This window comes from Actinacidiphila glaucinigra, from assembly GCF_900188405.1.
Lineage (GTDB): Bacteria > Actinomycetota > Actinomycetes > Streptomycetales > Streptomycetaceae > Actinacidiphila > Actinacidiphila glaucinigra.
Map to the genome: position 1 here is coordinate 160,832 of NZ_FZOF01000020.1, position 12,010 is coordinate 172,841.

The 12,010-nt window shown below is 72.0% G+C and carries 11 protein-coding genes; all 11 read left to right on the top strand.

Annotated features, from left to right (window positions below):
- The first annotated feature begins 47 nt into the window (after positions 1-47).
- Entirely contained in the window at positions 48-893 is an 846-nt protein-coding gene (locus CHF15_RS30490) for a glycosyltransferase family 2 protein (RefSeq protein WP_179280038.1), read from the top strand.
- A gap of 72 nt (positions 894-965) precedes the next feature.
- Positions 966-1,889: an ABC transporter permease gene (locus tag CHF15_RS30495; protein WP_089227120.1), complete on the top strand. Its 924-nt coding sequence runs from the start codon at positions 966-968 to the stop codon at positions 1,887-1,889.
- Positions 1,882-2,676, top strand: a complete 795-nt coding sequence (locus tag CHF15_RS30500; protein ID WP_089227121.1) for an ABC transporter ATP-binding protein — start codon at positions 1,882-1,884, stop codon at positions 2,674-2,676. The genes CHF15_RS30495 and CHF15_RS30500 overlap by 8 nt, the downstream gene beginning before the upstream one ends.
- Before the next feature lie 594 nt (positions 2,677-3,270).
- Entirely contained in the window at positions 3,271-4,200 is a 930-nt protein-coding gene (gene hpnC, locus CHF15_RS30510) for a squalene synthase HpnC (protein WP_378355778.1), read from the top strand.
- A gap of 26 nt (positions 4,201-4,226) precedes the next feature.
- Positions 4,227-5,135 carry a presqualene diphosphate synthase HpnD gene (gene hpnD, locus CHF15_RS30515; protein WP_089227124.1) on the top strand — a complete coding sequence of 303 codons (909 nt, stop codon included), beginning with the start codon at positions 4,227-4,229 and terminating at the stop codon, positions 5,133-5,135.
- A gap of 186 nt (positions 5,136-5,321) precedes the next feature.
- Complete coding sequence (gene hpnE, locus CHF15_RS30520; RefSeq protein WP_089227125.1) at positions 5,322-6,767, top strand: hydroxysqualene dehydroxylase HpnE; 1,446 nt, start codon at positions 5,322-5,324, stop codon at positions 6,765-6,767.
- The gene (locus CHF15_RS30525) at positions 6,764-7,885 is read left to right on the top strand and encodes a polyprenyl synthetase family protein (protein ID WP_179280035.1); all 1,122 of its coding nucleotides are present in this window, start codon (positions 6,764-6,766) and stop codon (positions 7,883-7,885) included. The genes hpnE and CHF15_RS30525 overlap by 4 nt, the downstream gene beginning before the upstream one ends.
- A 98-nt stretch (positions 7,886-7,983) precedes the next feature.
- The gene (shc, locus tag CHF15_RS30530; protein WP_089227127.1) at positions 7,984-10,011 is read left to right on the top strand and encodes a squalene--hopene cyclase; all 2,028 of its coding nucleotides are present in this window, start codon (positions 7,984-7,986) and stop codon (positions 10,009-10,011) included.
- On the top strand, positions 10,011-10,613 hold the full coding sequence (locus CHF15_RS30535) for a phosphorylase family protein (protein WP_089227128.1): 603 nt from the start codon (positions 10,011-10,013) through the stop codon (positions 10,611-10,613). Before shc ends, CHF15_RS30535 begins: the two co-directional genes overlap by 1 nt.
- Positions 10,614-10,618: 5 nt before the next feature.
- Positions 10,619-11,647, top strand: a complete 1,029-nt coding sequence (hpnH, locus tag CHF15_RS30540; protein ID WP_089227129.1) for an adenosyl-hopene transferase HpnH — start codon at positions 10,619-10,621, stop codon at positions 11,645-11,647.
- A 7-nt stretch (positions 11,648-11,654) separates the two neighbouring features.
- Positions 11,655-12,010, top strand: a 356-nt coding sequence (locus CHF15_RS30545; protein WP_179280036.1) for a flavodoxin-dependent (E)-4-hydroxy-3-methylbut-2-enyl-diphosphate synthase, incomplete at its 3' end; no start/stop codon positions are given.

The window sequence follows — 12,010 nt, forward strand, 5'->3', positions numbered from 1 at the left end:
TGGGGACGTCGGCCGGAACGATCCGCCTCGGCGCGGTGATCATCACCATGGGCAACCGCCCCGAGGAGCTGCGCGACCTGCTGGACTCGGTCGCCAAGCAGCGCGGCTCGGCGATCGAGATCGCCGTGGTCGGCAACGGGTCGCCGCTGCCCGAGCTGCCCCCCGGCGTGCGGACCGTCGAGCTGCCCGAGAACCTGGGCATCCCCGGCGGCCGCAACGTCGGCATCGAGGCCTTCGGCCCCGATGGCGGCGAGGTCGACGTGCTGCTGTTCCTGGACGACGACGGGCTGCTGCCGAACGAGGACACCGCGGAGCTGGTCCGTGAGGCCTTCGCCGCGGACCCCGCGCTCGGCATCGTCAGCTTCCGGATCGCCGATCCGGAGTCCGGGAGCACCCAGCGCCGCCACGTCCCCCGGCTGCGGGCCTCCGACCCCCTGCGCTCCTCGCGCGTCACAACCTTCCTCGGCGGCGCCAACGCGGTCCGCACGGAGGTCTTCCGGGAGGTCGGCGGCCTGCCCGGCGAGTTCTTCTACGCCCACGAGGAGACCGACCTCGCCTGGCGGGCCCTCGACGCGGGCTGGATGATCGACTACCGCGCCGACATGGTGCTGTTCCACCCGCTGACCGCCCCGAGTCGGCACGCGGTCTACCACCGCATGGTGGCCCGCAACCGCGTGTGGCTGGCCCGCCGCAACCTGCCGTGGACCCTGGTCCCCGTCTACCTCGGCGTGTGGATGCTGCTGACCCTGCTGCGCAGACCCTCGGGCCCCGCGCTGAGGGCGTGGTTCGGCGGTTTCAAGGAGGGCTGGACGGCCCCGAGCGGCACGCGCCGGCCCATGCGGTGGCGGACGGTGTGGCGCCTCACCCGACTGGGGCGACCCCCGATCATCTGACAAGCTCGGACGAGAGTGACCCCGCGCGACGGGCAGGGCCCCAGGCGCGCCAAGAGGACGAAAGTGTCAACTGTGAGCGAGACAACGCACGACGGTGCGGTCGCCGTGGGCCCTGTGCCCCCGGCGGGCGGCGGCCTCACGCCGTCCCAGCTGGCAGCCAAGTACGGCCTGTCCGTCAGCGGCGCCCGGCCGGGCCTCGCCGAGTACGTACGGCAGCTGTGGAGCCGCCGTCACTTCATCTCGGCGTTCGCCCGGGCCCGCGTGTCGGCGCAGTACACCCAGGCCCGGCTGGGCCAGCTGTGGCAGGTGCTGACGCCGCTGCTCAACGCGGCCGTCTACTACTTCATCTTCGGCCTGCTGCTGGGCACCGACCGCGGTGTCGACAACTTCATCGCCTTCCTGGTCACCGGCGTCTTCATCTTCACCTTCACCCAGTCCTCGGTGCTCGCGGGGGTGCGCGCCGTCTCGGGCAACCTCGGGCTGATCCGCGCGCTGCACTTCCCGCGGGCGAGCCTGCCGATCGCCTTCACCCTGGTGCAGCTCCAGCAGCTGCTGATGTCGATGTTCGTGCTGCTGGCGATCGTGCTGATGACCGGCGAAGTGCCGGGCCCGTCCTGGCTGCTCGTGGCGCCCGCGCTCGTCCTGCAGTGCGTCTTCAACGCCGGCCTGGCACTGGTCATGGCCCGGCTCGGCAGCAAGATGACCGACCTCGCGCAGCTGATGCCGTTCATCCTGCGCACCTGGATGTACGCATCCGGTGTCATGTACAGCATCAGCCACTTCGCGGCGCACGCACCGGCCGTGGTCAAGATCGCCCTGGACGTCAACCCGGCGGCCGTCTACATCGACCTGATGCGCTTCGCCCTGATCGAGAGCTTCACCTCGGAGCAGCTGCCCCCGCACGTGTGGGCGCTGGCGCTGGGCTGGGCCGTGGTCATGGGCGTCGGGGGCTTCGTCTACTTCTGGAAGGCCGAGGAGAGGTACGGCCGTGGCTGAGCACAACGACACCGCCCCGGGCGGCGAGCGCGTCCCCACCGTGATCGTGGACGACCTGCACATCGTGTACCGGGTGCACGGCGCCGGCTCGGGCAAGGGCAGCGCCGTCGGCGCCCTGTCCCGGCTGGTCACCCGCAAGGGCGGCAACCCGAACGTCCGCAAGGTGCACGCCGTGCGCGGCGTGAGCTTCACCGCCTACCGCGGCGAGGCGATCGGCCTGATCGGTTCCAACGGCTCGGGCAAGTCGACCATGCTGCGCGCCATCGCCGGCCTGCTGCCCGCCGAGAGCGGCAGGGTCTTCACCGAGGGCCAGCCCTCGCTGCTCGGCGTGAACGCCGCCCTGATGAACGACCTGACCGGCGAGCGGAACGTCATCCTCGGCGGCCTCGCCATGGGCATGTCGCAGGACGAGGTGCGGGAGCGCTACGAGCAGATCGTCGAGTTCTCCGGGATCAACGAGAAGGGCGACTTCATCTCGCTCCCGATGCGGACCTACTCCTCCGGCATGGCGGCCCGCCTGCGGTTCTCGATCGCCGCGGCCAAGAGCCACGACGTGCTCATGATCGACGAGGCGCTCGCCACCGGCGACCGCTCCTTCCAGAAGCGCTCGGAGGCGCGGATCCGCGAGCTGCGCAAGGAGGCCGGCACCGTCTTCCTGGTCAGCCACAACAACAAGTCGATCCGCGACACCTGCGACCGCGTGCTCTGGCTGGAGAAGGGCGAACTGCGCATGGACGGCCCGACGGCCGTCGTCCTGAAGGCGTACGAGGAGTTCACCGCCAAGTGACCCCGCGGACCGGCCCGCGCTCCCGACCGGGTGCGCGGGCCGGCGCATGCCTGCGGTCGGAGGCGAGCCCGCAGGGCGCACCGGCGTGCGCCCGGGCCCGGCGGCCCGGCGAACTCACCCACCTCCGCGCGCCGTTCGGCCGCGCTCCCGCGCCGGTCGCGCCCCCCGTCCCGCGGAACGCCGTCCGGGCCCGGTACGGATACGCCAAGTGAGTGGGCGCGCGCCCGGCGCATCCGCGGCGCGCGGTTCGCGGGGCGAATGGGGCCGATGATTTTCCCGGGATTTTGCGAGACACCGGGGACGCGAACCCGAGGTTTGTGCGTTCCTGCTTTCGGATCGGCATAGGTCCGCCCCCCGGCGCACGCCGGAGCGGATCCGCGCCGTAAGCTGTAGCGGTACTCAATCGCCGGATCTCGGGCGATACGTCCGGAGAGCCGGTCGGGTGCGGGGACAGCCGGGAGCAGGAATTATAGGAGCGGCGTGTCCGAAATTGGGTGTAATGGGCTATCGGTGTAGAACGGGGGATGTGACGGAAATGGCTCTGTGGACCCCTGGGGAGAAAACGCCCACCGCCCGCACGCCGGGATGTCCACGGTGACCGGATTCAAGCCCGAGACTCGGGCGATCACGGTGCCGGACCCCCATTCACGTGCCGTCCTCGACAAGGCGGCCCGCGAGAACTTCCCCGTCGCGCCCTTCTTCGTACCCCGCTCCTGGCGCGCCGACCTGATGGCGGTCTACGGCTTCGCCCGGCTCGTCGACGACATCGGCGACGGGGACCTGGCCGACGGCGGCCGCACGGACGCCGTGCGGCTGGGGCTGCCCGCGGAGGCGGCCGAGGACCGCCTCGCCATGCTCGACGCCTTCGAGGCGGACCTGCGCCGGGTCTTCGGCGACGGCCCCGACGACGTCCGCCACCCGCTGCTCCGCGCGCTGCGGCCCACCGTCCGGCGGCACGGCCTGACGCCGGCCCCCTTCCTCGGCCTGGTCGAGGCCAACCGCCAGGACCAGGTCGTCCGCCGCTACGCCACCTACGAGGACCTCCTCGCCTACTGCGAGCTGTCGGCGAACCCGGTCGGCCGCCTCGTGCTCGGCATCACCGGCACGGCGACACCCGAGCGGATCCGCCGCTCGGACGCGATCTGCACCGCGCTGCAGATCATCGAACACCTCCAGGACGTGGCCGAGGACCTCGGCCGCGACCGCATCTACCTGCCCGCCGAGGACATGAAGCGCTTCGGCGTCACCGAAACCGATCTCACCGCCGCGACCGCGGGCGCACAGGTGCGCGCACTGGTTGCGTACGAAGCGGAACGCGCCCGAGACCTCCTGAATGAAGGCACCCCGTTGGTGGGTAGCGTCCACGGCAGGCTCAGGCTGTTGCTCGCCGGGTTCGCCGGAGGAGGCCGCGCCGCCCTGCGGGCGATCGCGGACGCGGGGTACGACGTGCTGCCCGGGCCGCCCAAGGCGGGCAGGTTGAGCCTGCTGCGCGAGGTGGGGTCGACATTGCGAAGAGAGGGGTGAGCCGGACTGTGAACGGCTCCGATCGCATGTCCGGACCTGTGCTCGCGGCCTACCGCTACTGCGAGGTCGTCACCGGCCACGAGGCAAGGAACTTCGCCTACGGCATCCGGCTGCTGCCCACCCCCAAACGCCAGGCGATGTCCGCCCTCTACGCCTTCTCCCGGCGGGTGGACGACATCGGCGACGGCGACCTCGACCTCCCGGAGAAGCAGCGGCGGCTCGACGGCACCCGGGACCTGCTCACCCGGGTCCAGGAGGGCGCCGTCACCGAGGACGACACCGACCCGGTGGCCGTCGCGCTCGCCGACGCCGGCCGCCGCTTCCCGATCCCGCTCGGCGGGCTGGAGGAACTGATCGACGGCGTCCAGATGGACCTGCGCGGTGACACCTACGAGACGTGGGAGGACCTCGCGTCCTACTGCCGTTGCGTCGCCGGCGCCATCGGCAGGCTCTCGCTCGGCGTCTTCGGCACCGCGCCCGGCGCACCCGGCCGGGAGCGCGCGGCGGAGTACGCGGACACCCTGGGCCTCGCCCTGCAACTCACCAACATCCTGCGGGACCTGCGCGAGGACGCCGCCAACGGGCGCACCTACCTGCCCGCGGACGACCTCGCGAAGTTCGGCTGTTCCGCCGGGTTCCTCACCGACACCCCGCCGCCCGGGTCCGACTTCGCGGGCCTGATCGAGTACGAGGTGAAGCGGGCCCGCGCCCTGTTCGCCGAGGGGTACCGGCTGCTGCCGATGCTGGACCGCCGCAGCGGCGCCTGCGTCTCGGCCATGGCCGGCATCTACCGCCGCCTCCTGGAACGCATCGCCGCCGATCCCGAGGCCGTCCTGCGCGGCCGGGTCTCGCTGCCCGGCCACCAGAAGGCGTACGTCGCGGCGCGCGGCCTCGCCGGTCTCGACGCCCGACGTGCCGCCAGGAGGCGCGTGTGACACCCGCGCCACCGGCCGCGGGCCCCTTCACCCGCACCGGCAAAAGCACCGCAACCGGCACGGGAGCGGCAGCATCGCGGAAAACCACTGTTTTCCGCCGCCGTGAGGCAACCGCCGCCGTGCCGGCGGCGTCACTGTCGGCAATGGTGCGCCGCGCCACGCGCGGCGGCACCCGGGGGAGGGCGCATGGCTGAGCGAACGGCCGTCGTGATCGGCGGCGGGCTCGCGGGGACGACGGCGGCACTGGCACTGGCCGACGCCGGACTGCGCGTCACCCTGCTCGAGGCCCGGCCCCGGCTGGGCGGGCTCGCCTTCTCCTTCCAGCGCGGCGACCTGACCGTCGACAACGGGCAGCACGTCTTCCTGCGCTGCTGCGTCGCCTACCTGCGGTTCCTTGAGCGCATCGACGCGGCCGACCTCGTCACCCTCCAGGACCGGCTCGACGTACCGGTACTCGACGTGGCGACCCCGCGGCCCCGGCTCGGCCGGCTGCGCCGCGCGGGGCTGCCCGTACCGCTGCACCTGGCCGCGAGCCTGGCCACGTACCCGCATCTCTCCCTGGCCGAGCGGGCGTCCGTCGGGCGCGCCGCGCTCGCGCTGCGCTCGCTCGACCCCGCCGACCCGGCGCTCGACGACGTGGACTTCGGCACCTGGCTGCGCGAGCACGGCCAGTCGGCCCGCACCATCGAGGCGCTGTGGGACCTGGTCGGCGTGGCCACGCTCAACGCCACGGCCGACGAGGCGTCACTGGGCCTGGCCGCCAAGGTCTTCAAGACCGGCCTGCTCTCCGCCCCGGGCGCCGCGGACATCGGCTGGGCCGCCCGGCCGCTCGGCGAGCTGCACGACGACCGCGCCCGCACCGCCCTGGACAAGGCGGGCGTGCGCACCCTGCTGCGCACCCGCGCCACCTCGCTCACCCGCACGGACGCGTCCGAGCCGGTACGGTCCGGCGACGGCGGCCCCGGGGGCGGCGGACCGGTCTGGGAGGTCGAGGCCGAGACCGGACCCGGACGCGCCGAGCGCTTCACGGCGGACACGGTCGTCCTGGCCGTGCCCCAGCAGGAGGCCCACGGGCTGCTCCCCGCGGGCGCCCTGGCCGACCAGGACGCGCTGCTGCGCATCGGCACCGCGCCGATCCTCAACGTGCACGTCGTGTACGACCGCCAGGTCATGCGGCAGCCGTTCTTCGCCGCCCTCGGCAGCCCCGTGCAGTGGGTCTTCGACCGCACGGAGCACTCCGGACTCACCGGCGGCGGCCAGTACGTCGCCCTGTCCCAGTCGGCGGCCCAGGAGGAGATCGACCTCCCGGTGGCCGAGCTGCGAAAGCGCTACCTGCCGGAGCTGGAGCGGCTGCTCCCGGTCGCGCGCGAAGCCGCCGTACTGGACTTCTTCGTCACCAGGGAACGGACCGCGACCTTCGCGCCCCTCCCCGGTGTCGGCGCCCTCCGCCCGGGTGCCCGCACCCGGGCGGACGGCGTCTGGCTCGCCGGCGCCTGGACCGCCACCGGCTGGCCCGCGACGATGGAAAGCGCGGTCCGCAGCGGTTTGCAAGCCTCCCGAGCAGCTTTGACCGCACTCCGCCATCCCTTCGACCCACGTACCTTCGCAATCGAAGGCCTGGAGCCGGTATGAGCATGACCAGTGCAATCAGAGGAGAGAATGTGACCGCTGGCAACGAGCAGATGACCGCGGGCGTCGACAGAGCGACCGTGACCGCGCTCCTGGAGCGCGGCCGCGAGCTGTCCACGCCGGTGCTGCGCGCCGCCGTGGACCGCCTCGCACCCCCGATGGACACCGTCGCCGCCTACCACTTCGGATGGATCGACGCCGCGGGCAACCCGTCCCACGGCGACAGCGGCAAGGCCGTACGTCCCGCACTCGCCCTGCTGTCCGCCGAGGCGGCGGGCGCCGCTCCGGAGGTGGGCGTCCCCGGGGCGGTCGCCGTGGAGCTGGTGCACAACTTCTCCCTGCTGCACGACGACCTGATGGACGGTGACGAGCAGCGCCGCCACCGCGACACCGTCTGGAAGGTGCACGGCCCCGCCCAGGCCATCCTGGTCGGCGACGCGCTCTTCGCCCTCGCCAACGAGATCCTGCTGGAGCAGGGCACCGTCGAGGCCGGCCGGGCCACCCGCCGGATCACCACCGCGACCCGCAAGCTGATCGACGGTCAGGCCCAGGACATCTCCTTCGAGCACCGCGAGCGGGTCACCGTCGAGGAGTGCCTGGAGATGGAGGGCAACAAGACCGGCGCCCTCCTGGCCTGCGCCTGCTCCATCGGCGCGGTGCTCGGCGGCGCCTCCGAGGCCGACGCCGACGCCCTGGAGGAGTACGGCTACCACCTCGGTCTGTCGTTCCAGGCCATCGACGACCTGCTGGGCATCTGGGGCGACCCGGCCGCCACCGGCAAGCAGACCTGGAGCGACCTGCGGCAGCGCAAGAAGTCCCTGCCGGTGGTCGCCGCGCTGGCCGCGGGCGGCTCCGCCTCGCGGCGCCTCGCCGAACTCCTGGCCGCGGACGCGAAGGCCGCGGATTCGTCGGAACGCAGCGACATCGAGTCCTTCGACGAGGAAGAGTTCGCCACACGCGCGGCGTTGATCGAAGAAGCCGGCGGCCGGGAGTGGACTTCCCGGGAAGCCCGCCGGCAGTACGCCACCGCGATCGCCGCACTCGACAAAATGGACATGCCGGGAGAAGTTCGCCGTAAGCTCGTGGGTCTGGCGGATTTCGTGGTGGTTCGCGAGAAGTAAAGACACAACTGGAGCGCAGTACGTCGCCGGCCGGGCGCGCGTGACGGCCGACGGCAGCCCCAACACCGCAGACGGAACGACTGTGCAAAGGGGAAGCCATGACAGCGACGACCGACGGCGGTCCCGGGGGCGAGGCGGCCCGCGGGACACCCTCGGCCAGAACGAAGACCTCGGGCGCGATCCCGGAGCCGGCGTCAGGTCCCGGGACCGGCGGCCTCTCCGGCCGGACCGAGGAGCTCGCGGCCGAGGCCGCGCGCCGGGCCACCGGCCACCTGCTGGCCCGCCAGCATCCTGACGGCTGGTGGAAGGGCGACCTCGAGACCAACGTCACGATGGACGCCGAGGACCTGCTGCTCCGTCAGTTCCTCGGCATCCAGGACGAGACGGTCACCGGGGCCGCCGGCCGCTGGATCAGGTCCCAGCAGCGTGAGGACGGCGCCTGGCCCACCTTCCACGGCGGGCCCGGCGACCTGTCGGCCACCGTCGAGGCCTACGTCGCGCTGCGGCTCGCGGGAGACGCCCCGGAGGAGCCGTGGATGGCCGCCGCGTCGGCCTTCGTGCGCGAGCGGGGCGGCATCGCCCGGTGCCGGGTCTTCACCCGGATCTGGCTCGCGCTGTTCGGCTGGTGGCGCTGGGACGACCTCCCGGAGCTGCCGCCCGAGCTCATCTACCTGCCCAAGTGGGTCCCGCTCAACATCTACTCCTTCGCCAGCTGGGCCCGGCAGACCATCGTGCCGCTCACCATCGTCGCCGCCCACCGGCCGGTACGGCCCGCCCCGTTCGTCCTCGACGAGCTGCACACCGACCCCGCGCGGCCCAACCCGCCGGTCCCGCGGGCGCCGCTGTCCAGCTGGGACGGGTTCTTCCAGCGGCTCGACCGGGCCCTGCACGCCTACCGCAAGGTCAGCGTCCGTCCGCTGCGGCGGGCCGCGATGCGCTCGGCGGCGCGCTGGATCATCGAACGCCAGGAGAACGACGGCTGCTTCGGCGGCATCCAGCCGCCCGCCGTGTACTCCGTCATCGCGCTCCACCTGCTCGGCTACGACCTCGACCACCCCGTGCTGCGCGCCGGACTCAAGGCGCTCGACGAGTTCGCGGTCTGGCCGGACAAGGACACGCGGATGATCGAGGCGTGCCAGTCCCCGGTCTGGGACACCTGCCTCGCCACCATCGCGCTGGCCGACGCGGGTGTGCCCGCCGACGACCCCGCGCTGGTCAAGGCGGTGGACTGGATGCTGGGAGAGCAGATCACCAAGTCCGGGGACTGGGCCGTGCAACGGCCCGGGCTGCCCTCGGGCGGCTGGGCGTTCGAGTTCCAGAACGACACCTACCCCGACATCGACGACACCGCGGAGGTCGTCCTCGCCCTGATCAGGGTCGACCACCCGGAGCCGGAGCGGGTGAAGGCCTCGGTCGACCGGGGGGTGCGCTGGAACGTCGGGATGCAGTCGAAGAACGGCGCCTGGGGCGCCTTCGACGCCGACAACACCAGCGCCTTCCCCAACCGGCTGCCCTTCTGCGACTTCGGCGAGGTCATCGACCCGCCGTCGGCCGACGTCACGGCCCACGTGGTCGAGATGCTGGCCGCCCTCGGCCTGGAGCACGCCCCGCACACCCGGCGCGGGATCGACTGGCTGCTCGCCGAACAGGAGCGCAGCGGTGCCTGGTTCGGCCGCTGGGGCGTCAACTACATCTACGGCACCGGGTCGGTGGTCCCGGCCCTCGTGGCGGCCGGCCTCCCGGCGGCCCACCCCGCGATCCGGCGGGCGGTGGGCTGGCTGGAGTCCGTGCAGAACGAGGACGGGGGCTGGGGCGAGGACCTGCGCTCGTACTCCTTGGCCGAGTGGGCCGGCCGCGGCGAGTCCACGGCCTCCCAGACGGCCTGGGCGCTGCTGGCCCTGCTGGCGGCCGGCGAACGCGAGGGGGAGGCGGTACGGCGCGGGGTGCGCTGGCTGGCCGGGACCCAGAACGAGGACGGGTCCTGGGACGAGCCGTACTTCACCGGCACCGGCTTCCCCAGGGACTTCTCCATCAACTACCACCTCTACCGGATGGTCTTCCCGCTCACCGCGCTCGGGCGCTACGTGCGCGGGGAGCCGTTCGGCGGGCTACGGAAGGGGGCCTGATGGGGCCGTCCGGCCCAGCCCTGGTCATCGTCTGCGCGCTGCGGGTGGAACGGTTCGCCCTTCGCGGCGGCGACCGCAGCCACGCGGCCGGCCCGGTCGCCTTCGTGCGCACGGGCATGGGGCCGCAGGCCGCGGAACGCGCCGTCACCGCCGCGCTGCGCGATCCCGCCCTGGACGGTGCGGCGGTCCTCACCACCGGCTTCTGCGCCGGTCTGGCCCCCGGGATGCGGCCGGGCGACGTGGTCGTCGCCGACGAGCCGCCCGACGGGGAATCACTCGCCGCCGCCCTCAAGGCGGCGGGACACACCGTGCACGTGGGCCGGCTCGCGGAGTCGGACCACGTCGTACGGGGCCCGGAGCGGGCGGCGCTCCGGGCCACCGGTGCCGTCGCCGTCGACATGGAGTCGGCGGCGATGATGCGGGCCGCGCTCGCCCGGGGTCCACGCCCGGTCGCCGCGGCCCGCGTGGTCGTCGACACGCCCGAGTTCGAGCTCGTGCGGGTCGGCACGCTCCGCACGGGGATCACCGCTTTCCGCGTGCTGAGGGACCTTCTTCCTGCCTTTCTCGATTGGCACCGCTCTACTGCGCTCCCCTGGAGGTGAGCTAGATGGCCATGCCGCTTCGACAGTCCATCAGGGTCGGCACCTACCTCTTCGAACAGAAAATGCTCCGCAGGCGTGAGAAGTTCCCTCTCATCGTCGAACTCGAGCCGCTTTTCGCCTGCAACCTGAAATGCGAGGGCTGCGGGAAGATCCAGCACCCGGCGGGAGTGCTGAAGCAGCGCATGCCGGTGGCACAGGCCGTGGGCGCCGTCCTGGAATCGGGCGCACCGATGGTCTCGATCGCCGGCGGCGAACCGCTGATGCACCCGCAGATCGACGAGATCGTGCGGCAGCTGGTGGCGAAGAGGAAGTACGTCTTCCTCTGCACCAACGCCATGCTGCTGCGCAAGAAGCTGGAGAACTTCACACCCTCGCCCTACTTCGCGTTCGCCGTGCACATCGACGGACTGCGCGAGCGGCACGACGAGTCGGTCGCGAAGGAAGGAGTCTTCGACGAGGCGGTCGAGGCGATCAAGGAGGCCAAGCGGCGCGGTTTCCGGGTCACCACCAACTCGACCTTCTTCAACACCGACACCCCGCAGACCATCATCGAGGTCCTCAACTTCCTCAATGACGACCTGCAGGTCGACGAGATGATGATCTCGCCGGCCTACGCCTACGAGAAGGCTCCCGACCAGGAGCACTTCCTCGGCGTGGAACAGACCCGCGAACTGTTCAAGAAGGCCTTCTCGGGCGGCAACCGGAAGAAGTGGCGGCTCAACCACAGCCCTCTCTTCCTGGACTTCCTCGAGGGCAAGGTCGACTTCCCGTGCACCGCCTGGGCGATTCCCAACTACTCCCTGTTCGGCTGGCAGCGCCCCTGCTACCTGATGAGCGACGGTTACGTGACCACGTACAAGGAGCTCGTCGAGGACACCGACTGGAGCAAGTACGGCCGCGGCAAGGATCCGCGGTGCGCCAACTGCATGGCGCACTGCGGCTACGAGCCGACCGCCGTCCTGGCCACGATGACCTCCCTCAAGGAGTCCATCAGGGCGACCCGGGAGACCGTCACCGGCAACCGCGGGAAGTGACGTCGCGATGAAAGCTGTCGAGCCCGTCGCGCTCGGCCTGCCGTCCGTGCCGGCCCGGCCACTCGCGGAGCGCCGCCGTTCGCGGCGCATCCAGGTCGGGCCGGTGGCGGTGGGCGGCGACGCCCCCGTCTCGGTCCAGTCGATGACGACCACGCTCACCGCCGACGTCAACGCGACGCTGCAGCAGATCGCCGAACTGACGGCGTCCGGCTGCCAGATCGTCCGTGTGGCCTGCCCGTCGCAGGACGACGCGGACGCGCTGGCGCAGATCGCGAGGAAGTCGCAGATCCCGGTGATCGCGGACATCCACTTCCAGCCGAAGTACGTGTTCGCGGCGATCGACGCGGGGTGTGCGGCGGTGCG

Bases quoted from the DNA above. Each gene is read 5' to 3' on its own strand.
- CHF15_RS30490 (WP_179280038.1), top strand. From the start codon at position 48: ATGGGCAACCGCCCCGAGGAGCTGCGCGACCTGCTGGACTCGGTCGCC.
- hpnD (WP_089227124.1), top strand. From the start codon at position 4,227: ATGTCCGGACCTGTGCTCGCGGCCTACCGCTACTGCGAGGTCGTCACC.
- hpnE (WP_089227125.1), top strand. From the start codon at position 5,322: ATGGCTGAGCGAACGGCCGTCGTGATCGGCGGCGGGCTCGCGGGGACG.
- CHF15_RS30525 (WP_179280035.1), top strand. From the start codon at position 6,764: ATGAGCATGACCAGTGCAATCAGAGGAGAGAATGTGACCGCTGGCAAC.
- shc (WP_089227127.1), top strand. From the start codon at position 7,984: ATGACAGCGACGACCGACGGCGGTCCCGGGGGCGAGGCGGCCCGCGGG.
- CHF15_RS30535 (WP_089227128.1), top strand. From the start codon at position 10,011: ATGGGGCCGTCCGGCCCAGCCCTGGTCATCGTCTGCGCGCTGCGGGTG.
- hpnH (WP_089227129.1), top strand. From the start codon at position 10,619: ATGGCCATGCCGCTTCGACAGTCCATCAGGGTCGGCACCTACCTCTTC.